This is a genomic window from Streptomyces chartreusis (assembly GCF_008704715.1).
Taxonomy (GTDB): Bacteria; Actinomycetota; Actinomycetes; order Streptomycetales; family Streptomycetaceae; genus Streptomyces; species Streptomyces chartreusis.
Window position 1 is genome coordinate 7,354,360 of record NZ_CP023689.1, and the last position, 23,420, is coordinate 7,377,779.

Below are 23,420 nucleotides of genomic sequence, written 5' to 3' on the forward strand. Positions count from 1 at the left end.
TCGCCCAGCGCCCGGGAGGACACGATGAGCACGCCTGCGTCGCTCGCGTCAGGCCCCGAAGGTCCCCACGCCCTGCGGCCGTTGCTGGACACCGTGCTCCACGCGCTGAGTGAGGGCGCGCTGCTGCGCCAGGGGCCCCTGCCCGCGGGCGGGCCGGACGCGGTGGCGGCGCGGATGCGGGCCGCGGTCGGGGACGTACTGCCGGACCAGGGCGAGCCGAACGCCCTGCACACCGTCGTCCGCGCCCTCGCGGAGACCGCCGCCGACCCCGCCGACCCCCTCTGCACCGCCCACCTCCACTGCCCGCCCCTCGCCCTCGCCACCGCGGCCGACCTCGCCGTCTCCGCCCTGAACCCCTCCCTCGACTCCTGGGACCAGGCCCCGGGAGCCTCGGAGCTGGAGGCGCTGGTGACGGGGGCGCTCGCGCGCGAGGTCTTCGAGCCCGGGACCGGGGGACGAGGCGGTATCGCGGCCCGGCAGGTGCCCACGGCCCTGATCACCACCGGCGGCACCGAGTCCAACCAGGTCGCCCTGCTGCTCGCCCGGGAGGCGCGCGGCGCGGGGGTACGGCTGGTGCACGGTGCCAACGCGCACCACTCGCTGCCGCGCGCCGCCTGGCTGCTCGGGCTGGCCGAGCCCGTCGTCGTGCCCGCCCCGGCCGGTGCCCTCGACCCCGCCGCCCTCGACGAGGCCCTCACCGCGCTGCCCGGCCCGCACCTCGTCGCCGCCACCGCCGGCACCACCGACGCCGGGATGATCGACCCCCTCCCCGAGATCGCGGCCGTGTGCGCGGCGCACGGCGCACGGCTCCACGTGGACGCCGCCTACGGCGGTGGCCTGCTCTTCAGCGACCGCTACCGCGATCTGCTGGCCGGCCTGGACGCCGCCGACAGTGTCACCCTCGACCTGCACAAACTCGGCTGGCAGCCCGTCGCCGCGGGTCTCCTCGCCGTCCGTGACGCGGCCGATCTCGCCGTGCTCCACCACCGCGCCGACTACCTCAACGCCGGCGACGACACCGAAGCGGGCCTGCCCGATCTGCTCGGCCGCTCCCTGCACACCAGCCGCAGGCCCGACGCCCTCAAGATCGCCGTCACCCTCAAGACCCTCGGCCGCAGCGGCCTCGGCCGGCTGGTAGAGCAGGTCTGCGACGGCGCCCGCGAGTTCGCCGCCCTCGTCCACGAGCACCCCGGCTTCGAACTCCACGACCGGCCCACCCTCAGCACGGTCCTGTTCCGGCCCGCACACGCCGCCGACGACGACGTCGCGGCCGTACGGCGAACGCTCCTCACCGACGGCCGAGCCGTCCTCGGCCGGGCCCGCGCGGACGGGCGCCTGTGGTTGAAGGTGACCCTCCTCAACCCCCGTACGCGCCCGGACGACCTGGCCGCCCTCCTGACACTGGTGGAAGGAAACACCCCCCGATGAGCCCGCAGTCGAACCCCGCTGCCGACCCGCACCCCAACCCCCCGGGCCAGGACGCCGACACACCCCGAGACCTGGTCGGCATCGGCATCGGCCCCTTCAACCTCTCGCTGGCCGCCCTCGCCCAGCCGCTCGCCGAACTCGACGCCGTCTTCTACGAACAGCGCACCGCCTTCTCCTGGCACCCGGGGCTGCTCATCGACGGCTCCCGGCTCCAAGTGCCCTTCCTCGCCGACCTGGTGACGCTCGCCGACCCCGCCAGCCCCTGGTCGTTCCTGAACTACCTCAGGCACCGCGACCGGCTCTTCCCCTTCTACTTCGCCGAGCGCTTCCACATCCAGCGCGCCGAGTACGACGCCTACTGCCGCTGGGTCTGCGAGAACCTCACCGGGCTGCGCTTCGGCCACCAGGTCGACGCGGTCCGCTTCAACCCCGAACGCGACGTCTTCGAGGTCGACTTCACCCAGATCGCCCCCGGCGGGGAGGCCGAGGCGCTCGGGCGCACCTACGCCCGCAACATCGTCCTCGGCATCGGCACCGAGCCGTACGTCCCCGACCCGCTGCGGCCCCTGGTCGAGGCGCCCGCCGTGCCCGTCATCCACGCCACCGACTACCTCGCCCACCGAGAGACCCTGCTCGCCGCCGAGCACATCACCGTCATCGGCTCCGGACAGTCGGGCGCCGAGATCTTCCTGGACCTGCTCCGGCACCGCCCCGCCGGCCGCGAGAAGCTGCACTGGCTCGGCCGCACCGAGGCCTTCGCGCCGATGGAGTACTCCAAGCTCGGCCTGGAGCACTTCACCCCCGACTACACCCGCTACTTCCACGCCCTCGCCGAACCGGTCCGCGACCGGCTCCTCGACTCCCAGTGGCAGCTCCACAAGGGCATCGACGCCGCCACCCTCGCCGCCATCCACGACGAGCTCTACGGCCGCACCATGCACGGCGGCTGGCCCGACACCGTCCTCACCCCGGGCGTCCGTGTGCGCACCGCAGGCCGGCTCGCCACGACCAGGGTCGAGCTGCACCTGGAGCACATCCAGCAGAACACCCGCTCACGGCTGACCACCGACGCGGTCGTCCTGGCCACCGGCTACCGCGAGCGCTCCCTCGACCGCATCCTCGCCGGCCTCGACCCCTACATGCGCCGCGACAGCCGGGAACGCCCCCGGATCGACGACCGGAACCGCCTGGTCATGGACCCGGCCGTCACCGGCTCCGGCTGCCATGTCTACGTCCAGAACGCCGAGCGCCACACCCACGGCATCGGCACCCCGGACCTCGGCCTCGCGGCCTGGCGCAGCGCCGGCATCCTCAACTCCGTCACCGGCAAGGAGACCTACGCGCTGCCCGGCCGCACCGCGTTCACCACCTTCGGCCTCGAACAGCAGCCCCTCATCCCGGCCGCGCGCAAGGCACCGGTGCTCACCCCGCTGGTCGACAGGCGGTGAAAACGGGGAAGGGGTGAAGAATCGCGGAAGAGGGCGCGGAAAAGGCCACTTGAATATCCCGTGTCCCTCCCATCCTTCCCGGCGCGCTGATATCTTCCGGTTCATGCGGCGGCAACGGGGGCGTCCGATCCGGGAAACGATTCTTTCGATCGAGGGCCGGCCTTCCGATGCCGCCGGTCTCGGCAACCCCGCTGCTCCAGGCGCGGTGTCCCGCCCCCGCCGTATCCCTCGCCGCTTTTTCCGCGAGCGCCTTTCCGATCACCGGAAATGGCTGAATCTCATCACCGTCCGAATCCGAATGGCGCCGCCGATTTCGAAACGGACGGGCACGACCTGAGCGCGAAAACCGAGAGGAGGAAACAGAGCCATGACCACTCCCACCCTCAAATGCCCGCGCTGCCAGGCGGACAACGATCGCAGCTACACCGCCTGCGCCAACTGCGGCCTGTTACGCGGCGCCGACCCGACGAAGAGTCCGGACCCGGCGCCGCCCACCGTCCCCGCCGTACCGACGCAACCGCCCGCCGGCGCCCGGCGCGCCGCCCCCGCCCCGCCGGCCCACGCCCCCGGGGCGGACCGGAGCACCCGCTTCGCCCCCGACATCACCCGGTACCTGTGCACCGCCGTCCACACGGACACCAAGTTCGCCCGCAAGGCCGTCGAGCAGATCGTGGAGGAGCCGCGCCGCGCGGTCGCCTCCTCGCCCGGCGTCGACCTCGGCTGCGTGCTGCGGCACGCCCTCGCGGCCCGGCGCCGCCAGGTGGGGCGGGACGTCCTGCTCGCCGTACTGCTGCTGATCGTGGTGATCATGCTGCCGAACGGCTTCGGCTCGGCGGTCGTCCTGGGCTGGCTCGTCGCCTGGATCATCGTCGCCGTCGAGTCCCTGCTGGTGCACTACGGCGTGGTCGCCAAGCAGCTCAGCCGGGCGAACTTCGCCCCGGACAAGGCCCCAGATCCGGTCAGTTCGGAGGCACGGCGGCGCATCCAGGAGATCGAGCGGCGCGACCGCGGCAACGTCGTGGTCTCCTCGATGTACGCGCCCTTCGTCGGCTACGGAGAGACGACGAGCACCTGGTCGTTCGCACTCGACACGGCCCGCCCCGAAGAGGGCAAGCAGGTCATGCCGTTCACCGTGCACGAGCTCAACGACCATCTCGCCGCCCGGGTCGGGGACCTGAAGCTGCCCGGCGTGCACGTCGAGGACCTGCTGTTGGTCAACGGCAAGGACCTCCAGTACGAGGTGGACGGCCGCACCCGCTCCGAACTGCTGCCGAACCCCGCCGGACCGCCGAGCGCGAGGGTCTCGCCGGAGCTCCTCGACGCGCTGCGCGAGGACGGCAAGGGCCGGGCCCGTCCCTATCTGGCCATCCGGGTCACCGGCTGGAGCGGTGAACTCGCGATCACCTTCTTCCTGCGGTGCGCCCTGCTGTCCGACCGCAAGATGCTCTTCATCGAGGGCAGCAGCTCCCTGCTCGCCCCGGTGCGCGAGCGCTACCGCATCGCGGACCAGCTGCTGGACACGCCGACCTTCCGGCAGTTCTCGACCCTGGTCGCCCAGGCCGGCCTGCGGGCGCCGCTCCAGCTGGTCGGGGCGCCCTTCTCGGTGGCCGCGGGCCTGTTCGCGCCGTTCAACCAGCACGGCAAGCAACGCCGTCAGGCCCAGGAGATCCGCCACCGCACCTTCAACTACGGGGCGTCCTTCAGCATCAGGGACGCGGCCAGCGACAAGCTCTACTACCGCTACTTCCAGCAGCTCGACCGGGAGTTGTACGCCAAGACCGTCGAGCACCGCGTACTGGACGCCCTGGTGGAGTTCCTGGAGGACCACGACATCGACACCAACGAACTGATCCAGCGTCAGACCACCATCTACAACACCGGCTTGTACGCGGGCGGCGACGTGACTCTGAACGGCTCCGCCGTCGGCGTCGGCGGCAGCATCGCCGGAGTCTTCAAGCGCGGCCAGGCGGCGGGTGCGGCAGGGCAACCGGCGCCCGCCACACCTCCCGCCCCCGCCGCGCCCGCCAACCGAGGAAGGTGACCGCATGACAGGGACCGGTGCCGGCGACAACAGCGGCATCCAGGCCGGCGGCGACATCCGCATCGACGGCAGCGCGGTCGCCGTCAACCGCTCGACCGCGACCACCGGCGCCCCGGCCGCGGCCGACCGCGAGGCCGCCGTCGCCGAACTGCGCGCCGCCGCACGGCTGCTGCTCGAACAGGTACGCAGCCACCAGGACGAGTACGAGGACGGCGAGGAACTCGTCGACGCCGCCGAGCGCGTCGAGGCCGAACTCGCCGAGGACGAGCCCCGCCGGGGCGTCCTGCTGCGCTGGCTCGGCTTCCTCGCACCCGGCGTGGCGGCCACGGCCGCCGTCGCGGGCGATGTGGCGGCCATCCAGGACAGCGTGACGAGCCTGTTCTGAACGGACGGGAAGGCCGACGGCTCGCAAGAAGCGGCCGTCGGCCTTCCCCTGCCCGCCCCTAGAAGACGGGCGTGCCGTTGCGCGTCAGCTTCCAGTCCAGGGACGCGAAGTCCTTCGGGTCCAGCACGCCCTTCGCGGTCACCCACTCCGCGATCCGGGTGCGGATCTCCGTCGACTCCGACCACAGCTCCTGCGCCACCGCCACATGCGGGAACGCGCCACCGCCGTTGGCCCGGTAGTTGTTCACCGCGAACACGAACTTCTGCGCGTCGTCGAGCGCGGCACCGTTGTAGGTCACGTTCTTGATCCGCGAACCGGCCGCCTGCGCGATGTCGATGTCGTACGACAGTCCGGAGACGTAGTCGTAGTTGTAGTCGGGACGGTTGCCCGCGTTCGTCAGCTTCTCCACGTCGACGGCGGCGTCGGGGGCGGTCTGCACGAAGTACTCGGCGGAGTACTCCAGGTACGCCTTGAGCTGCGCGCCCGTCATCAGCTTCGCGACCAGCGTGTTGTCGTACACGTACAGACTCGACAGGTCCCGGATCGTCACCTCGCCGGCCGGGATCTCAGAGGTGCGCGAGAACGGGGACGCCTGCGCGATGACGGGCAGCGAGGCGTACTCCGTGCTCGCCAGGGCTGCCTTGACGACGTCCTCCTGGACCTTGGTGATCAGGTCGATGATCGGGGCGTCCTTGTAGCGGGCGTCGACCGTGGTCAGCGTCGCGGTGGCGGTGCCGACGACCTGGTTGACGTACGCGACGACCTTCTCGTGCTCGTCGGAGAGCAGCTTGGTGATCTTCGGGTCGTCCGCGACCGTGTTGGAGTTGAGGACCGACGCGGCGACCTTCTCGACCGTCCAGCGGCCCTTGGCGAAGGTCAGCTCGATGTCGAACAGCGACAGCCGCTCGGCGAAGCACAGCGGCTCGGACAGCACGACGTCCTTGCCGGTCTTGGCGTTGGTGACCCGCAGCTCCGGGATCTCCACGTGCGCGTGGCCGACCAGGATCGCGTCGATGTCCGGCACCTGCTGCGCGACGAGGGCCGCCGAGTTCTCGATGTACGGCAACTGGTCACCGTAGGAGGAGGTGCCCGAGGAGCCGGAGTGCGCCGAGACGATCACCACGTCCGCGCCCATCGCCTTCAGCTTCGGCACCCACTTGGCGGCCTGCTCCTCCAGACCCGGGAAGGTCAGCTTGCCCTGCACATAGGCCTTGTCCCAGATCGCGATGCCGGGGTTGGTCAGGCCGAGGACGGCGACCTTCACCGGCGGAGCGCCCTGCACCCGGAAGCTCTTGATGAAGTACGGCGGGAAGGCGGGCTTCAGCGTCTTCGCGTCCAGCGCGTTGGCACCGAGGAGCGGGAAGCGGCACTGCTCCTCGAACTTGCGCAGCGTCTCGATGCCGTAGTTGAACTCGTGGTTGCCGAGCGCCACCGCGTCGTAGCCGATGGCGTTCATCGCCAGCGCCATCGGGTGCACCGGGCCGCCCTTGGCGGTGATCGGGTCGACCTTGGCGTAGTAGTACGTCAGCGGGGTGCCCTGGATCGTGTCGCCCGCGTCGATCAGCAGCGTGTTGCGCCGGCCCCGTTCCGCGCGGATCCCGTCCACCAGCGTCGACACGCGGGCCAGGCCCTGCGCGTTGCCCTTGGCGTCGGTGTAGTCCGCATTCTTGAAGTAGTCCCAGTTGAAGACATGACCGTGCAGGTCGGTCGTGCCCATCACCGTCAGCGAGTACCGCTTCTCGCACTTCTTCGCCGTCATGGCCTCTGCCTCCGCCGCCTGTGCCGTCGGCGCCGCCGCCCCGGCCAGTGCCACCCCCGCTCCGGTCACGGCGGACTTCTTCAGGAACTTCCGGCGGTTCAACGGCATGAGTGCTTCTCCCGTGGGAATGGTCGACAACGCGCGTAGATTCTGACCTGGTCATGGCGAGCGGCAACAGACCCGTGAGGTTTCGATCTGGTGACCCGTGGGAGCCGTACCAGAGCAAGCGATGACAGAGTGGGACGTATGACCGTGCCATCAGAGGAACTTCAGCCGGCCGTCCCCTACGGCACCCCCGACGCCCCGCGCATCGCCGTGCGCGGTGAGGCCCGTCTGGAGGTCGATCCCGAGATCGCCCGCATCGGCGTCACCGTCGCCTCCCGCGGCAAGGACCGGCGCGCCGCCCTCGACGACCTGACCCGCCGCAACACCGCCGTCCTCGACCTCGTCAAGACCTACGGCGACGCGGTCGAGCGCCTGGAGACCGGCGCCTTCTCCATCAGCCCGGAGCTCAAGGACAAGGGCCGCGGCGAGCGCGTCCACGCCTACCACGGCCGCGTCCACATCACCGCCGTCCTCTCGGACTTCACCGCGCTGGGCGAACTGACCACCCGTCTGGCCGACTTGGATCTCACACGCGTGGACGGTCCCTGGTGGGCCCTGCGCCCCGACTCGCCGGCACACCGTCAGGCGCGCCAGCAGGCGGTGCGGGAGGCCGTGCAGCGGGCGCGGGAGTACGCGGAGGCGCTGGGTTCGTCCCTGGCGGCGCTGGTGGAGCTCGCCGACATCGGCGCGGAGAACGCCCCGCCGCCCTATCCGCAGGCGCCCGGCGGCCGGATGCGCTCCATGGCCTACGGAGCGGCGGAGGACGCGGCGGCCCCGCTCGATCTGGAGCCCCAGCGCCAGCACGTGCACGCCCAGGTCAATGCCCGCTTCACCATGACGCCGCCGCAACTCTGAATTGCCCGGCGGGGCCTTTCGAACGCTCATCGGAGCGCCCCGCCGCACAATTCAACACTTGTCAATAGCCCTTCACGTAAAGGTTGTTGAGTAGTCACGCTGGGCCAATTCTCTACCCGCCGGTAAGTCATAGAGTCGAAACATGCGCCGAGCAAAGATCGTCTGCACCCTGGGCCCCGCCACCGACTCGTACGACCAGATAAAGGCACTGGTCGACGCCGGAATGGACGTCGCCCGCTTCAACCTCAGCCACGGCGACCACGCCGATCACGAGGAGCGCTACGAGCGCGTGCGAAAGGCCTCCGACGAGACCGGCCGCAGCGTCGGCGTGCTCGCCGACCTTCAAGGCCCGAAGATCCGGCTCGGCCGCTTCACCGAAGGACCTGTACTCCTTGAACGCGGCGACTCGTTCGTCATCACCGTCGAGGAGGGCGCGGAGGGTGACCGCCACCAGTGCGGCACCACCTACTCGGGCCTCGCCGCCGACGTCTCTCCCGGTGAGCGCATCCTCGTCGACGACGGCAAGGTCTGCCTGGAGGTCACCTCCGTCGACGGCCCCCGCGTGCACACCGCCGTCGTCGAGGGCGGCATGGTCTCCGACAGCAAGGGCCTGAACCTCCCCGGTGTCGCCGTCTCCGTGCCGGCCCTCTCCGAGAAGGACGAGGCGGACCTGCGCTGGGCGCTGCGCACCGGCTTCGACGTCATCGCCCTGTCCTTCGTGCGCAGCGGGCGCGACATCGAGGACGTCCACCGCATCATGGACGAGGAGGGCCGCCGCCTCCCGGTGATCGCCAAGGTGGAGAAGCCGCAGGCCGTCGAGGCGATCGACGACATCGTGGCCGCCTTCGACGGCATCATGGTGGCCCGCGGCGACCTGGGCGTGGAGATGCCGCTCGAGCAGGTCCCGATCGTCCAGAAGCGTGCCATCAAGCTCGCCAAGCGCAACGCCAAGCCGGTCATCGTCGCCACCCAGATGCTCGACTCGATGATCGAGAACTCCCGCCCGACCCGCGCCGAGGCCAGCGACGTGGCCAACGCGGTCATCGACGGCACCGACGCGGTGATGCTGTCCGGCGAGACCAGCGTCGGCAAGTACCCGATCGAGACCGTCCGGACGATGGCGAAGATCGTCGAGGCCGCCGAGGAGGACCTGCTCGCCAAGGGCCTGCCGCCGCTGACCGAGCGCAACAAGCCCCGCACCCAGGGCGGCGCGGTGGCCCGTGCCGCGGCCGAGATCGGCGACTTCCTGGGCGCGCGGTTCCTGGTCGCCTTCACCCAGTCCGGCGACACGGCCCGCCGGCTGTCCCGCTACCGCTCGCCCATCCCGCTGCTGGCGTTCACCCCGGAGCCGGCCACCCGCTCGCAGCTCAATCTGACGTGGGGCGTGGAGACGTTCCTGGGTCCGCACGTGGACTCCACGGACGCGATGGTCGACCAGGTCGACGAACTGCTCCTGAAATACGGCCGCTGCCAGAAGGGCGACACCGTCGTCATCACCGCCGGATCCCCGCCCGGGGTTTCCGGTTCGACGAACCTGGTCCGCGTCCACCACATCGGCGAGGACGACAGCCCCAAGTAGAAAATCCCGGAAAAGCTTTAGGGCCCCTCATACCTGAGGGGCCCTAATTGCGACCTTGAAATCGAAGGAAAAGTGCCCCGGGTCGGACTCGAACCGACACTGTACGGGTTTTGAATCCGTTGCCTGCTGCCAATTGGGCTACCGGGGCTCGAAGAATCCAAGGTTTCCCCCGACCCTCCGCGCGTCCACCTTACCGTAGCTAGGTAGGCTCTTGTCAGCAGCACCCATGCCCCTGAACGAGGAGCCTTCGTGACCGCCCCCGAGTCGCCCCAGCCCGTAGACGCGCCCGACGACGACAAGTCGCACGTGCCTCCGCTGACGACCCGCGTCGTCATCGCCGAGGACGAGGCGCTGATCCGGCTCGATCTCAAAGAGATGCTCGAGGAAGAGGGGTACACGGTCGTCGGAGAGGCCGGTGACGGTGAGCAGGCCGTGGAGCTGGCCCGCGAGCACCGGCCCGACCTCGTCATCCTCGACGTCAAGATGCCGAAGCTGGACGGCATTTCGGCGGCCGAGAAGATCGCCGAGGAGAGCATCGCCCCGGTGCTGATGCTGACCGCGTTCTCGCAGCGCGACCTCGTCGAGCGGGCCCGGGACGCCGGTGCCATGGCCTACCTGGTCAAGCCGTTCAGCAAGAGCGACGTCGTGCCGGCCATCGAGATGGCCGTCTCCCGCTTCACGGAGCTGAAGGAGCTGGAGAAGGAGGTCGCCGACCTCACCCTGCGCCTGGAGACCCGCAAGCTGGTCGACCGCGCGAAGTCCATCCTCCAGACCGAGTACGGCCTGACCGAGCCGGCCGCGTTCCGGTGGATCCAGAAGACCTCGATGGACCGCCGCATGTCGATGCAGCAGGTCGCCGAGGCCGTCATCCAGGACGCCGACGAGAAGAAGGCATCCAAGGGCTGACGCACCCGCGAACACGAACGAGGCCCGTGCCACTGACCGGGGGGCACGGGCCTCGTTCGTGCGGCTGATCAGCCGGGTGATCAGTCCTCGCCGAGGTACGCCTTGCGCACCGACTCGTCGTGCAGGAGGTCCTGCCCCGAGCCGGAGAGGACGATCTTGCCGACCTCCATCACATGGCCGTGGTCGGCCAGGGAGAGCGCGGCCTGGGCGTTCTGCTCGATGAGCAGAATGGTGGTGCCCGCGGCCTTGAGCTCCTGGATGGTGGCCATGATCTTCTGCATCATGATCGGCGACAGACCCATGGAGGGCTCGTCGAGCATGAGCAGCTTCGGCCGGGACATCAGCGCCCGTCCCATGGCGAGCATCTGCTGCTCACCGCCGGACAGGGTGCCCGCGGCCTGCTTGCGACGCTCCCCGAGGATGGGGAACAGGTCGTAGGCGCGCTGGATGTCCTTCTCGATGCCCTCCTTGTCGGAGCGCAGGAACGCTCCGAGGCGGAGGTTGTCCTCGATCGTCATGCGCGGGAAGATGTGCCGCCCCTCGGGGGAGTGGGCGAGCCCCAGCGAGACGACCTTGTGCGCGGGGACCTTCTTCAGCGACTTGCCGTCGAACTTGATCTCGCCCGACAGCGGCTGGAGCAGACCCGACAGGGTGCGCAGGGTCGTGGTCTTGCCGGCGCCGTTGGTGCCGATGAGGGTGACGACCTCGCCCGCGTCCACCTTGAACGAGATGCCCTTGACGGCCTCGATCTTGCCGTAAGCGACCCTGAGGTCCTCGACCTCGAGCAGTGCGGTCACTTGTCGTCCCCTTCCGTGGTGCTCTGCGCGTCAGCCTCCGCAGCCTCGACCTCGGCGGCTTCCGCCGCACCCGGCGCACCCTCGAACGGGGTGCCGAGGTAGGCGGCGATGACGCGCTCGTCGGCCTGGACGACCTCGGCGGGGCCCTCGACGATCTTCTCGCCCTGGACCAGCACGGCGACCCGGTCGCAGAGGTTCATGATGAACCGGATGTCGTGCTCGATGACGAGGACGGCGATGCCCTGGTCCCGGATGGCGAAGATGAGCTCCTCGGCCGCCCGGGTCTCCTGCGGGTTCATACCGGCGGTCGGCTCGTCGAGGAGGAGCAGACCCGGCTCGCTCGCCAGTGCCCGGGCGATCTCCAGCTTGCGCTGCTCACCGTAGGGCAGGTTGCGGGCGAGGTGGTCGGCCTTGGCGGCCAGACCGGTGAACTCCAGGAGCTCCATGGCACGGGCCCGGGACGCGTCCTCGGCCTTCTTGAAGCCGGGCAGGCGCAGGAGCGCCGACCAGAGGCCCTCCTTGGTCCGGGTGTGCCGTCCGACCAGCACGTTCTCCAGAACGGTCATGTTGGCGAAGAGCCGGATGTTCTGGAACGTACGGGCGATGCCGGCCTGGGTGACCAGGTGCGGCTTGGGCGGCAGGACGGTGCCCTTGTAGGCGACCTTGCCCTCGGTCGGCACGTACAGACCGGTGAGGCAGTTGAAGAAGGTCGTCTTGCCGGCGCCGTTGGGGCCGATCAGTCCGACGATCTCTCCGGTGTTCACGGTGAGGTCCACGTCGCGGACGGCGGTCAGACCGCCGAAGCGCATGGTGACACCGCTCGCGTCGAGCACCGTGGTCGTGCTGGGTGCTGTCGTGGTGGTCGTCATGGCGGTCACGCCCCTGCCTTCGCGACGCCGGTCGCGCCTTCGGGCAATGGCTTGTCCTCCGGTACGTCGAGCTGTCCGGTCTCGTGGAATTCGAGCTGCTTCCTGCGGTCGGCGACCAGGCCCTCGGGACGGAAGCGCATCAGCAGCATCAGCGCGAAGCCGAAGAGCAGCAGCTGGTACTCCGCCATGAACTGGAGCTTGGCCGGGATCAGGTAGAGCAGCGCGGCGCCGATCAGCGGGCCGCTGATGGTGCCCATGCCGCCGAGGATGACGGCGGCGAGCAGGAAGGCCGAGTTCGGCGGCACGGAGCCGGCGAACTGGTACTGCTCGGGGGTGACGCTGTAGGACACGTGCGCCTGGACGGTGCCGGCGAGACCGGCGAGGGAGGCGCCGAGCGCGAAGGCGAGGAGCTTCAGGCGGAAGCCGTTGATGCCCATCGCGGTCGCGGCGGTCTCGTCCTCGCGGATGGCCACCCACGCACGGCCGATGCGGGACTCCGCCGAGCGGCGGAAGACCATCACCACGATCGCCGTGAACACCAGCATCAGCAGGTAGTAGTTGGCCGAACGGGTCAGCTCGTGGCCGAGGACGTTGTGCGGGACTCCGAGGTTGAAACCGAAGATCTCCAGGTCGGGGATCTGCGGGATGCCGTTGGAGCCGTTGGTGACGTCCGGGCCGCTGTTGCCGTTCAGGTTGTTCATGGTGATGCGGAAGATCTCACCGAAGCCGAGCGTCACGATGGCGAGGTAGTCGCCGCGCAGTCGCAGGGTCGGAGCACCGATCACCACGCCGAAGATCAGCGAGGCCGCGGCGCCGGTGAGGACGGCCGCCCAGAACGGGAACTGGACGCCGATCGTCGACGAGGGAGAGCCGGAGACCAGGGCGGCGGCGTAGGCGCCGACACCGAGGAAGGCGACATAACCGAGGTCGAGCAGGCCGGCGAGGCCGACGACGACGTTGAGACCCAGGGCGACCGTGGCGAAGATCAGGATGTTCGCGCCGATGAGGGCGAACTGGTCGTTGGACTGGGTGAAGGGGAAGCAGATCGCCGCCGCGAACGCCGCCCCGAGGGTGACGTTGCGGTGCTTGGCGGTCAGCGCGGACAACCGCTTGAGCAGACCGGCGCGGGTGACGGCGGTGAAGCCGAACGCCGCGACGATCAGGAAGCCGATGAACAGCTCGGAGTACTCGGTGCTGATGCCGTACGCGAAGACGTACAGGCCGACGCCGAAGCCGGCGGCGATGATCAGGATCTCCACCCAGGAGGAGAGTTCCTTGGCACGGCCGGGGTCGGGAGCGGTGAGCGAGTGACGGATACGGCCCCACAGGCTCGGGCTCGGGTCCGACGGGTCGTAGGGCTGGTCGACGGAGAGGCCGAGGGCGCCGATCACGGCGACGAGCGCGCCGATGCCGGACACCCAGGCGCCGGGCTCCAGGTTGACCAGGCCGCCGAGCTCCTGCGTGATCGCGCCGATGGCGTAGCCCGTGGTGCCGAACACGCCGAGGGCGGCGAGCAGGACGGGGCTGTTCTTGCCGCCGGGGGTCAGCCAGCGCAGACCGCGGATGCCGTAGCCGGAGAGGGCGAACAGCAGCGTCAGCAGGGAGCCGAAGAGGGTGAGGATCTGAAGGCCGCCCGGATAGCCGGTGACCGTCAGGTTGCCCGGGAACTCCTCGGTCCAGGTCCAGGCGAGGAAGGTGCCTATCAGGGCGATGCCGGAGCCGGCGACCGCCAGTCCGCGGGCCAGGGCCTGCGGCAGCGGGATGATCGGCGTGGCCTCGGCAGTGGACACCTTGGTGGTGTCGGTGCTCTTGTCCATGGGGATCTCGGTGGTCATGGGTATCACGCCCGATCCGCGACGCGTTCGCCGAGCAGACCTTGTGGCCTGAACAGCAGTACGAGGATGAGCAGAGCGAACGCCCACACGTCCTTCCAGGCGCCGCCGCCGAAGAGGTCCATGCCGGGGATGTCGCCGATGTAGCCGGTGGCGAGGGACTCGGCGACGCCGAGCACGATGCCGCCGAGCATGGCGCCGTAGATGTTGCCGATGCCGCCGAGCACGGCCGCCGTGAAGGCCTTCAGGCCCATCAGGAAGCCCATGCGGAAGCCGACCTGGCCGTTCTTGAGCCCGTAGGCGACGGCGGCGACGGCGGCGAACGCGGCACCGATGGCGAACGCCATGACGATGATGCGGTCGGTGTTGATGCCCATCAGCTTGGCCGTGTCCGGGTCCTGGGCCGTGGCCTGCATACCGCGGCCGGACCGCGTCTTCGTGACGAAGAAGCCCAGGGCGAGCATGCACAGCGGGGCGGCTATGAGGACGAAGAGGTCACCACGCTGGATGTTGGCGCCCAGGATCTCGATGGGGCCGCCGTGGAACTGGGGGAACGGGTGGTCCTTCTTCGCGTCCGGGTACCACATCCACACGGCCTGCTGGAGGACGATGGACAGGCCGATCGCGGTGATGAGGGGCGCCAGTCGTGGCGCGGTGCGCAGAGGGCGGTAGGCGAACCGTTCCGCCGCTGTGCCGACGGCGACCGAGACGAGGACGCCGCCGATGATCATGAGCGGGACTGCAGCCCCGAGGCCGAAGCCCTCGGGGAGTACCAACCAGACGGTGAGGGCCCCGAAGCCCCCGACCATGAAGATCTCGCCGTGGGCGAAGTTGATGAGCTGGACGATGCCGTAGACCATCGTGTAGCCGATCGCGATGAGTCCGTACATCGCGCCGAGGATGAGTCCATTGGCCAGCTGTTGCGGCAGTTCGTTCACCGCAGGGCCTCCGTGGAGTGGTTCGGATATGGCGCCGCGCGGGAGCGCCGATGGACGCTTCCCGCGCGGCCTGGATCAATGTGTGAGTGGGGAGTCTCTACTCGTCCCTCGTCAGCCGAGCTTGGGTTCGCCGCTGAACTCCGGCGCCCAGGCGTCGCTCTTGACCTTGTACGCGGTCATCGTGTGGTTCGTGGTGTCACCGAACTCGTCGAACGAGATGGTGCCGGTGACGCCGTCGAACTTGACCTTGGCCATGGCGTCCAGGACAGCCTTGCGGCCGTCGGACGGAACCTTGCCGTCGTTGCCCTCGACCGCGAGCTTCACGGCCTCGATGATGGCCCAGGTGGCGTCGTAGGTGAGGCCGCCGTACGCCTCGTAGGCGTCCTCGTAGCCCGCCGCCTCGTAGTCCTTGATGAACGTCTTGGCGGAGTCGAGCTGCTCGACCGGCTTGCCCACGGAGGTCGCGAGGTCACCCTCGGCCTTCTTGTTCAGCTTCGGGAACTCACCGGAGTAGATGCCGTCGCCGCCCATGAGCGGGATGTTCTGGCCGCTGTCCTTGAGCTGCTGGCTCAGCGGACCGGCGGCCGGGTACTCGCCGCCGTAGTAGAGGGCCTGGGCACCGGTCTTCTTGATCTTGGCGACCACGGCGTTGAAGTCACGGTCGTCGGGGTTCACGTGGTCGGTGCCCACGATCTGGCCACCGAACTTGGTGAAGTTCGCCTTGAAGGAGGCGGCGAGGCCCGCACCGTAGGTCTTCTGGTCGTCGATCAGGTAGACCTTCTTCAGCTTCGCCTGGTTGTACAGGTAGTCGGCTGCGAAGGCGCCCTGGATCTCGTCCGTGGTGGCCGTACGGAAGAAGGTCTTGAACTGGCGGACCGAGTCGCCGGTCTTCCAGCCGTCGCCCTGGGTCAGCTCCGTACCGGTGTTGGCCGGGGAGACCTGGGTGAGGCCGGCGTCGTTGAACGGCTTCTGCATCTGCTGCGAGACGCTGGAGTTCAGCGGGCCGACGACCCCGAGGACGTTCTTGTCGCTGATGAACTTCTGGGCGTTCTGCTGGCCCACGGAGGGCTGCGCCTGGTCGTCGAGGGGCTCGATCTTGAACTCGACGCCCTTGACGTACTCCTTCTTGTTGGCCGTCTTGGCGGCCAGGTCCGCGGAGTTCTTGATGCCGAGGCCGAGGGCCGACAGGTCGCCGGTCAGCGGAGCGTCGACACCGATCACAACCGTGGTCTTGTCGCCGTTGCTGCTGCCGCCGTCGTCGTCACGCGACCCACAAGCCGTGAGTGTCAGCGATCCCGCCGCGAGCGCGGCGGTTATGGCGATGATCGAACGTTGACGCACGAATCAGGTCCTTTCCCTGGCACGGCGGCTCCCCATGGAACTCGCCGAGTCGAGCGCTGGGCCGAAGTGACTTCGAATCCGATGGCGCGGTGACTGGCGGTGACTCTAAGCGGGGGTGGGGAACATCGAGGAGGCTCTGACCAATGCTGTGACGCTCTTGTTATGACACGGGGTAACACAGAGCGGTACTCCGTGGGGGGAAGAGCGGATTTCCGGCCGATTCGCCCTGTCCGCATTGTGAGAACTCGCAGCGTTCGCGCGTAGCTTCTTCACGAGTGTTCACGCGTTTTGGTGATTACCGAGGTCGTTGCTGGAGGCTACCAGGGGGCTTTGGGTGGCTTGTGCGAAAGATGATCACCGCTGAGGAAGCGCCGGTTCGTATTGCACCCGTATTACACAGAGTTACGAATGTGAAAGGTGTTCGGCACCCCCGGATTTTCCGTGTACAGGGCACCGAAATAGGAATTGCGGAATGCCTCACTCAGCCCCATGGACCCCCGGTCGGCTCGCCCTCGCGGTACCGCTCCGTACACAACTCCCGTGCCCTGCGGTCGATCAGGCGGTCCGCCGACCGCTCGTCCGCGCGCTCCCGCTCGGCCCGCGCGCCGTCCACGACCTTGCGCAGGATCTCGTACTGGCCGTCGGACAGGCCCATCGACTGGTAGTCGCCATAGGTGTCGCCGGTCAGCGACCGGCGCGCCCAGTATCCGATGAGGTTCGCGCACAGCCGCGCGGGCGGAGTCGCCGACGGGGAGGGGGAGTTGACGCCCGCCCTGGACTCGGGGGCGTCGCTCCCGGCGCCGGGGTCGCCGCAGCCGGCCACCGATACGGCGGCCAGCAGCGCCAGTCCGAGCGCGGCCCCCCTGCGGCGGGGCCCTCCCGTCGTCATGCCCCCGACGTTATGCCGTCGGGTGCCGGCGTTTCAACGGTCCGCGGGCGCAAGGGGGTTGTGATCACACTGTCGTCGTCAAGGAGCCGGTGTCAGTTCGCCGGGCGGAGGTGCTCCCCGTCGCCCGGGTTCACGTCCCGCAGCAGACAGGTGAGCCGCGCGGTGCACACCCGCCGCCCCTGCTCGTCACTGATCACGATCTCGTACGTCGCCGTCGAGCGGCCCTGGTGCAGCGGCGTGGCCACGCCCGTCACGAGGCCGGAGCGAGCCCCCCGGTGGTGGGTGCAGTTGAGGTCGACACCGACCGCGATCTTGGAGCTCCCGCCGTGCAGCATCGACCCCACCGACCCCAGCGTCTCGGCGAGCACCGCCGAGGCGCCGCCGTGCAGCAGCCCGTACGGCTGGGTGTTCCCCTCCACCGGCATGGTCCCGACGACCCGCTCCGCGGACGCCTCCAGGATCTGCACGCCCATGCGCGTACCGAGGTGTCCGGCGGAGAACAGGGCCGGCAGGTCGACGCCGAGCGCGGCGTACTCGTCGATGACCTCTTGCGGGAACTTCACGTGCTGCTGCTCGCCCATGGGATCGGCTCCGTTCGTGGTGCTCAGTCGCGTCCAGACGACTGAGCAAACGCTCAGTCGGTCGCCGATTGTTCCAGACGGACGATGACGGACTTGCTGGCCGGGGTGTTGCTGGTGTCCGCGGTGGCGTCCAGCGGGACCAGCACATTGGTCTCCGGGTAGTACGCCGCCGCGCAGCCGCGGGCCGTCGGATAGTGCACGACCCGGAAGCCGGGCGCCCGCCGCTCGACGCCGTCCTTCCACTCGCCGACCAGATCGACGTACGAGCCGTCGGCGATCTTCAGGCGCTGTGCGTCCTCGGGGTTGATCATGACCACGCGGCGGCCGTTCCGGATGCCCCGGTAACGGTCGTCGAGGCCGTAGATCGTGGTGTTGTACTGGTCGTGCGACCGCAGGGTCTGGAGCAGTAGCCGGCCCTCGGGGACCTCCGGGTACTCGACCGGGGCCGCCGTGAAGTTGGCCTTGCCGGTCGCCGTCGGGAAGCGGCGCTCGTCGCGGGGGGCGTGCGGGAGCGTGAAGCCGCCGGGGTGGGCCACGCGCGCGTTGAAGTCCTCGAAGCCGGGGATCACACGCGCGATGCGGTCGCGGATCGTCGCGTAGTCCTTCTCGAACTCCTCCCACGACGTGCGGCTGCCCTCGCCCAGCACCCGCCGCGCCAGACGGCACACGATCGCCGGCTCCGACAGCAGATGCCCGCTCGCCGGGTCCAGACGGCCGCGCGAGGCGTGCACCATGCCCATCGAGTCCTCGACGGTCACGAACTGCTCGCCGCTGCCCTGGAGGTCGCGCTCGGTGCGGCCCAGCGTCGGCAGGATCAGCGCGCGGGCGCCCGTGACGGCATGGCTGCGGTTCAGCTTCGTCGACACGTGCACGGTCAGCCGGGCGCGCCGCATGGCCGCCTCGGTGACGGCGGTGTCGGGCGTGGCGGCCACGAAGTTGCCGCCCATCGCGAAGAAGACCTTCGCCTCGCCGTCGCGCATCGCCCGGATCGCCCGCACGACGTCGAAGCCGTGCTCGCGCGGGGGCGCGAAGCCGAACTCCTTCTCCAGGGCGTCCAGGAAGGCCGGGGCCGGCCGCTCGAAGATGCCCATCGTGCGGTCGCCCTGCACGTTGGAGTGACCGCGCACCGGGCACACGCCCGAGCCCGGGCGGCCGATGTCGCCGCGCAGCAGAAGGAAGTTGACGACCTCGCGGATCGTCGGCACCGAGTGCTTGTGCTGGGTCAGGCCCATCGCCCAGCACACGATGGTGCGCCGCGAGGACAGGACCATCTCCATGGCCCTGTCGATCTCCTCGCGTGACAGGCCCGTCGCCGTCAGCGTCTCGTCCCAGTCGGCGGCGCGGGCGGCCTCGGCGAACTCCTCGTAGCCGTGGGTGTGTTCGCGCACGAACTCCTCGTCGACCGCGCCCTCGGTCTCCAGGATCAGCTTGTTGAAGAGGCGGAACAGGGCCTGGTCGCCACCGATGCGGATCTGGAGGAACAGGTCCGTGAGCGCCGCGCCCTTGAGCATGCCCTGCGGGGTCTGCGGGTTCTTGAAGCGCTCCAGGCCCGCCTCGGGCAGCGGGTTGACGGTGATGATCCGCGCGCCGTTCGCCTTGGCCTTCTCCAGGGCGGACAGCATGCGCGGGTGGTTCGTCCCCGGGTTCTGCCCGGCCACGATGATCAGCTCGGCCTTGTAAAGGTCGTCGAGCAGGACGCTGCCCTTGCCGATGCCGATGGTCTCGGAGAGCGCCGAGCCGGAGGACTCGTGGCACATGTTGGAGCAGTCCGGCAGGTTGTTCGTGCCGAGCTCGCGCGCGAAGAGCTGGTAGAGGAACGCGGCCTCGTTGCTGGTGCGCCCGGAGGTGTAGAAGACGGCCTCGTCGGGGGAGCCGAGGGCGGCGATGTCCTCGGCGACTATGTCGAAGGCCCGCTCCCAGGTGACCGGCTCGTAGTGCGTGCCGCCCTCCGGGAGGTACATGGGGTGCGTCAGCCGGCCCTGCTGCCCCAGCCAGTACCCGCTGCGGGTCGCGAGGTCGGCGACGGAGTGCGTGGTGAAGAACTCCGGGGTGACCCGGCGCAGGGTCGCCTCCTCGGCCACCGCCTTCGCGCCGTTCTCGCAGAACTCCGCCTTGTGCCGGTGGTCCGGCTCGGGCCAGGCGCAGCCCGGGCAGTCGAAGCCGTTCTTCTGGTTGACGCTGAGCAGCGTCAACATGGTCCGCTTCACACCCATCTGCTGCTGCGCGATGCGCAGGGTGTGCCCGATGGCAGGCAGCCCCGCCGCCGCATGCTGAGGCTCGGCGACCTGCGGCGCGTCCTGAACCGGATCACCCTTGGGCGGCTTGGATGCCATCGCGCACTCCTCTTCGTGTACACGTGTGAGCTACGTCGCCGATCCTCGCATGCGGTACCGGCAACGCGGCGGGGGGTCCCGGCACCTGGACCGGTTGCCCCCATGGGCCCGCACATCCCCTCCACAGGGCCGCACCCCCGATGGGGACCGAGTGTCAGTGGGGCGTGGCAGGATCGGGGGCGTGGCAGAGACAGCATCGAAGAAGACCGACAGCAACCCCGGGGGCAGCCGGCCCCGCCTGATGCTCATGGACGGGCACTCGCTGGCCTACCGCGCGTTCTTCGCGCTCCCCGCGGAGAATTTCACGACCGCGACGGGCCAGCCGACGAACGCGATCTACGGCTTCGCGTCGATGCTGGCCAACACACTGCGCGACGAGGCGCCCACGCACTTCGCCGTGGCCTTCGACGTGTCCCGCAAGACCTGGCGCTCCGCGGAGTTCACGGAGTACAAGGCGAACCGCTCCAAGACCCCCGACGAGTTCAAGGGGCAGGTCGAGCTGATCGGCGAGCTCCTCGACGCGATGCACGTCTCGCGCTTCGCCGTCGACGGCTTCGAGGCCGACGACGTGATCGCCACCCTCGCCACCCAGGCCGAGGCCGACGGCTTCGAGGTGCTGATCGTCACCGGCGACCGCGACTCCTTCCAGCTGGTCAGCGACCACACCACGGTCCTGTACCCGACGAAGGGCGTCTCCGAGCTGACCCGCTTCACCCCGGAGAAGGTCTTCGAGAAGTACGGCCTGACGCCCGCCCAGTACCCCGACTTCGCGGCCCTGCGCGGCGACCCGTCCGACAACCTGCCGGGCATCCCGGGCGTCGGCGAGAAGACCGCCGCGAAGTGGATCAACCAGTTCGGCTCGTTCGCGGAGCTGGTCGAGCGCGTGGAGGAGGTCAAGGGCAAGGCCGGCCAGAACCTCCGCGACCACCTGGACGCGGTCAAGCTCAACCGCCGCCTCACCGAGCTGGAGCGCCAGGTCGAGCTGCCCAAGACCGTCACCGAGCTCGCGCGCGAGCCGTACGACCGCAAGGCCGTCTCCATGGTCCTGGACACCCTGGAGATCAGGAACCCGTCCCTGCGCGAGCGGCTCTTCGGCGTCGACCCCGGCGCCGAGGAGGCCGAGGCCACCCCGATCACCGCCGAGGGTGTGGAGATCGACGGCGCGGTGCTCGGCACCGGCGAGCTGGCGCCCTGGCTGGCGGAGCACGCGGGCGACGTCCTCGGTGTCGCCACCGTCGACACCTGGGCGCTGGGCACCGGCTCGGTCGCCGAGGTGGCGCTCGCGGCGGGCGACGGCGCGGCCGGCTGGTTCGACCCGGCGCAGCTGGACGAGGCCGACGAGAAGGCGTTCGCGGCCTGGCTGGCCGACGCCGCCAGACCGAAGGTCTTCCACAACGCCAAGGGCGCGATGCGCGTCTTCGCCGAGCACGGCTGGAGCATCGAGGGCGTCCGCATGGACACCGCGCTCGCCGCCTACCTCGTCAAGCCGGGCCGGCGCTCCTTCGACCTGGACGCGCTGTCCCTGGAGTACCTCCACCGCGAGCTCGCCCCGGCCGCCGCGGCCGACGGCCAGCTCGCCTTCGGCGCGGACGACGGCGCCGAGGCGGAGGCGCTGATGATCCAGGCCCGCGCGGTCCTCGACCTGGGCGAGGCCTTCGACGCCCGCCTGGAGGAGGTCGGCGCCGCGGACCTGCTGCGGGACATGGAGCTGCCCACCTCCGCCCTGCTGGCCCGCATGGAGCGGCACGGCATCGCGGCCGACCGGGCGCACCTGGAATCCATGGAGCAGATGTTCGCGGGTGCCGTGCAGCAGGCCGTGAAGGAGGCGCACGCGGCGGCCGGCCACGAGTTCAACCTGGGCTCGCCCAAGCAGCTCCAGGAAGTCCTCTTCGGCGAACTGGCCCTGCCCAAGACGAAGAAGACGAAGACCGGCTACACCACGGACGCCGACGCCCTCGCCTGGCTGGCCGGCCAGACCGACAACGAACTGCCGGTCATCATGCTGCGCCACCGCGAGCAGGCGAAGCTGCGCGTCACCGTCGAGGGCCTGATCAAGACGATCGCCGCGGACGGCCGGATCCACACCACCTTCAACCAGACGGTCGCGGCGACCGGCCGGCTGTCCTCCACGGACCCGAACCTCCAGAACATCCCGGTCCGCACCGACGAGGGCCGGGCGATCCGCCGGGGCTTCGTGGTCGGCGAGGGCTTCGAGTCCCTGATGACCGCCGACTACAGCCAGATCGAGCTGCGCGTGATGGCCCACCTGTCCGAGGACGAGGGTCTGATCGAGGCGTTCACCTCGGGCGAGGACCTGCACACCACGGCCGCCTCACAGGTGTTCGCCGTGGAGCCGGCCGCGGTGGACGCGGAGATGCGCCGCAAGATCAAGGCCATGTCGTACGGCCTGGCCTACGGTCTGTCCGCCTTCGGCCTCTCGCAGCAGCTGAACATCGACGCGGGCGAGGCCCGTGCCCTGATGGACGCCTACTTCGAGCGCTTCGGCGGCGTACGGGACTACCTCCGCCGCGCGGTCGACGAGGCACGGGCGACCGGCTACACGGCGACGCTCTTCGGTCGCCGCCGCTACCTCCCCGACCTCAACAGCGACAACCGCCAGCGCCGCGAGGCCGCCGAGCGCATGGCCCTCAACGCCCCCATCCAGGGCACGGCCGCGGACATCGTCAAGATCGCCATGCTGAACGTGGACCGGGCCCTGCGCGAGGAGAACCTCACCTCCCGCATGCTCCTCCAGGTCCACGACGAAATCGTCCTGGAGATCGCCCCCGGCGAACGCGAGGCGGCCGAGACCCTGGTCCGCCGGGAAATGTCCGACGCCGTCCACCTCAACGTCCCCCTGGGAGTCTCGGTGGGCGACGGCCCCAACTGGGAATCAGCAGCCCACTAGCGCCTCCGGCGATCGAGCGGGATGAGTGCCGGGCGTGCCTTCTGCAGGCCCGGCACTCGTCGCACGAGGGTTGCGTCAGCGCCCTGAAGGGGCGCGGGGAACTGCGCGACCAGCCACCGCGGACCCGCGGCCCCACACGAACCGCGCCCCGGCAGACGAGGCGGCACCGGCCACAACGAACCGGCAGTCTTCAGGGGCGCGGGGAACTGCGCGCCCAGCCACCGCGGACCCGCGGCCCCACACGAACCGCGCCCCGGCAGACGAGGCGGCACCGGCCACAACGAACCGGCAGTCTTCAGGGGCGCGGGGAACTGCGCGCCCAGCCACCACGGACCCGCGGCCCCAATCGAACAGCGACCCGGCACACGCATCGGCCCCGGCCCAACCCCCGGAGGGCCCGTCACCCACGTGGCCCCCGCAAACACG

Annotated in this window: 17 protein-coding genes and 1 tRNA gene; 8 read left to right on the forward strand and 10 right to left on the reverse strand. The window is 69.7% G+C overall.

All coding sequences use genetic code 11. The features are described from left to right. Positions 1–24 precede the first annotated feature (24 nt). From CP983_RS32370 to CP983_RS32385, 4 genes are all read left to right on the forward strand, one after another. The gene (locus tag CP983_RS32370; protein WP_150503530.1) at positions 25–1,428 is read left to right on the forward strand and encodes a pyridoxal phosphate-dependent decarboxylase family protein; all 1,404 of its coding nucleotides are present in this window, start codon (positions 25–27) and stop codon (positions 1,426–1,428) included. Beyond that, entirely contained in the window at positions 1,425–2,876 is a 1,452-nt protein-coding gene (locus CP983_RS32375) for a lysine N(6)-hydroxylase/L-ornithine N(5)-oxygenase family protein (RefSeq protein ID WP_150503532.1), read from the forward strand. Before CP983_RS32370 ends, CP983_RS32375 begins: the two co-directional genes overlap by 4 nt. Positions 2,877–3,243: 367 nt before the next feature. After that, positions 3,244–4,917 (forward strand): hypothetical protein, encoded by a 1,674-nt coding sequence (locus tag CP983_RS32380; protein ID WP_150503534.1) that lies wholly within the window; start codon positions 3,244–3,246, stop codon positions 4,915–4,917. Between the two features lie 4 nt (positions 4,918–4,921). Further along, positions 4,922–5,302 (forward strand): hypothetical protein, encoded by a 381-nt coding sequence (locus CP983_RS32385; RefSeq protein ID WP_107907110.1) that lies wholly within the window; start codon positions 4,922–4,924, stop codon positions 5,300–5,302. Positions 5,303–5,360: 58 nt separating this feature from the next. Here CP983_RS32385 and CP983_RS32390 read toward each other — a convergent pair whose 3' ends face one another. Next, positions 5,361–7,169 carry a bifunctional metallophosphatase/5'-nucleotidase gene (locus CP983_RS32390; protein WP_150503536.1) on the reverse strand — a complete coding sequence of 603 codons (1,809 nt, stop codon included), beginning with the start codon at positions 7,167–7,169 and terminating at the stop codon, positions 5,361–5,363. 138 nt (positions 7,170–7,307) lie between these two features. Between CP983_RS32390 and CP983_RS32395 the strand changes: the two genes are divergently transcribed. Together CP983_RS32395 and pyk are read left to right on the forward strand one after the other, a co-directional pair. Beyond that, entirely contained in the window at positions 7,308–8,021 is a 714-nt protein-coding gene (locus CP983_RS32395; protein WP_150503538.1) for an SIMPL domain-containing protein, read from the forward strand. Positions 8,022–8,163: 142 nt separating this feature from the next. After that, a complete protein-coding gene (pyk, locus tag CP983_RS32400) occupies positions 8,164–9,600 on the forward strand; it encodes a pyruvate kinase (protein ID WP_107907112.1) in 1,437 nt (478 codons plus the stop codon). 73 nt (positions 9,601–9,673) lie between these two features. Here the strand turns inward: pyk and CP983_RS32405 are convergent. Then, positions 9,674–9,748 (reverse strand) — tRNA-Leu (locus CP983_RS32405). A 101-nt stretch (positions 9,749–9,849) separates the two neighbouring features. On the opposite strand from CP983_RS32405, the gene CP983_RS32410 reads away from it, so the two are divergent. After that, positions 9,850–10,506: an ANTAR domain-containing response regulator gene (locus CP983_RS32410; RefSeq protein WP_107907113.1), complete on the forward strand. Its 657-nt coding sequence runs from the start codon at positions 9,850–9,852 to the stop codon at positions 10,504–10,506. A gap of 80 nt (positions 10,507–10,586) precedes the next feature. Here the strand turns inward: CP983_RS32410 and CP983_RS32415 are convergent, their stop codons facing one another. The 8 genes from CP983_RS32415 to CP983_RS32450 form a co-directional block, all read right to left on the reverse strand. Beyond that, positions 10,587–11,303, reverse strand: a complete 717-nt coding sequence (locus CP983_RS32415; protein ID WP_030949404.1) for an ABC transporter ATP-binding protein — start codon at positions 11,301–11,303, stop codon at positions 10,587–10,589. After that, complete coding sequence (locus CP983_RS44995; RefSeq protein ID WP_030949401.1) at positions 11,300–12,172, reverse strand: ABC transporter ATP-binding protein; 873 nt, start codon at positions 12,170–12,172, stop codon at positions 11,300–11,302. Before CP983_RS44995 ends, CP983_RS32415 begins: the two co-directional genes overlap by 4 nt. 5 nt (positions 12,173–12,177) lie before the next feature. Then, a complete protein-coding gene (locus CP983_RS32425; protein ID WP_229914971.1) occupies positions 12,178–14,007 on the reverse strand; it encodes a branched-chain amino acid ABC transporter permease in 1,830 nt (609 codons plus the stop codon). A 5-nt stretch (positions 14,008–14,012) separates the two neighbouring features. Then, positions 14,013–14,942: a branched-chain amino acid ABC transporter permease gene (locus CP983_RS32430; protein ID WP_150503540.1), complete on the reverse strand. Its 930-nt coding sequence runs from the start codon at positions 14,940–14,942 to the stop codon at positions 14,013–14,015. 111 nt (positions 14,943–15,053) lie between these two features. Continuing rightward, on the reverse strand, positions 15,054–16,283 hold the full coding sequence (locus tag CP983_RS32435) for a branched-chain amino acid ABC transporter substrate-binding protein (RefSeq protein WP_373309872.1): 1,230 nt from the start codon (positions 16,281–16,283) through the stop codon (positions 15,054–15,056). Between the two features lie 481 nt (positions 16,284–16,764). After that, entirely contained in the window at positions 16,765–17,172 is a 408-nt protein-coding gene (locus CP983_RS32440; protein ID WP_107907114.1) for a hypothetical protein, read from the reverse strand. 92 nt (positions 17,173–17,264) lie between these two features. Then, positions 17,265–17,753 (reverse strand): hotdog fold thioesterase, encoded by a 489-nt coding sequence (locus CP983_RS32445; protein ID WP_107907115.1) that lies wholly within the window; start codon positions 17,751–17,753, stop codon positions 17,265–17,267. 53 nt (positions 17,754–17,806) lie between these two features. Next, a complete protein-coding gene (locus tag CP983_RS32450; RefSeq protein ID WP_150503542.1) occupies positions 17,807–20,086 on the reverse strand; it encodes an FdhF/YdeP family oxidoreductase in 2,280 nt (759 codons plus the stop codon). Positions 20,087–20,267: 181 nt separating this feature from the next. Here CP983_RS32450 and polA point away from each other — a divergent pair, with 181 nt between their 5' ends. Beyond that, positions 20,268–22,994 carry a DNA polymerase I gene (polA, locus tag CP983_RS32455; RefSeq protein ID WP_125527691.1) on the forward strand — a complete coding sequence of 909 codons (2,727 nt, stop codon included), beginning with the start codon at positions 20,268–20,270 and terminating at the stop codon, positions 22,992–22,994. The last annotated feature ends 426 nt before the right edge of the window (positions 22,995–23,420 follow it).

Bases quoted from the DNA above. Each gene is read 5' to 3' on its own strand.
- CP983_RS32380 (WP_150503534.1), top strand. From the start codon at position 3,244: ATGACCACTCCCACCCTCAAATGCCCGCGCTGCCAGGCGGACAACGAT.
- CP983_RS32385 (WP_107907110.1), top strand. From the start codon at position 4,922: ATGACAGGGACCGGTGCCGGCGACAACAGCGGCATCCAGGCCGGCGGC.
- CP983_RS32390 (WP_150503536.1), bottom strand. From the start codon at position 7,169: ATGCCGTTGAACCGCCGGAAGTTCCTGAAGAAGTCCGCCGTGACCGGA.
- CP983_RS32395 (WP_150503538.1), top strand. From the start codon at position 7,308: ATGACCGTGCCATCAGAGGAACTTCAGCCGGCCGTCCCCTACGGCACC.
- CP983_RS32375 (WP_150503532.1), top strand. From the start codon at position 1,425: ATGAGCCCGCAGTCGAACCCCGCTGCCGACCCGCACCCCAACCCCCCG.
- CP983_RS44995 (WP_030949401.1), bottom strand. From the start codon at position 12,172: ATGACGACCACCACGACAGCACCCAGCACGACCACGGTGCTCGACGCG.
- CP983_RS32440 (WP_107907114.1), bottom strand. From the start codon at position 17,172: ATGACGACGGGAGGGCCCCGCCGCAGGGGGGCCGCGCTCGGACTGGCG.
- CP983_RS32370 (WP_150503530.1), top strand. From the start codon at position 25: ATGAGCACGCCTGCGTCGCTCGCGTCAGGCCCCGAAGGTCCCCACGCC.
- CP983_RS32445 (WP_107907115.1), bottom strand. From the start codon at position 17,753: ATGGGCGAGCAGCAGCACGTGAAGTTCCCGCAAGAGGTCATCGACGAG.
- CP983_RS32450 (WP_150503542.1), bottom strand. From the start codon at position 20,086: ATGGCATCCAAGCCGCCCAAGGGTGATCCGGTTCAGGACGCGCCGCAG.
- pyk (WP_107907112.1), top strand. From the start codon at position 8,164: ATGCGCCGAGCAAAGATCGTCTGCACCCTGGGCCCCGCCACCGACTCG.
- CP983_RS32425 (WP_229914971.1), bottom strand. From the start codon at position 14,007: ATGACCACCGAGATCCCCATGGACAAGAGCACCGACACCACCAAGGTG.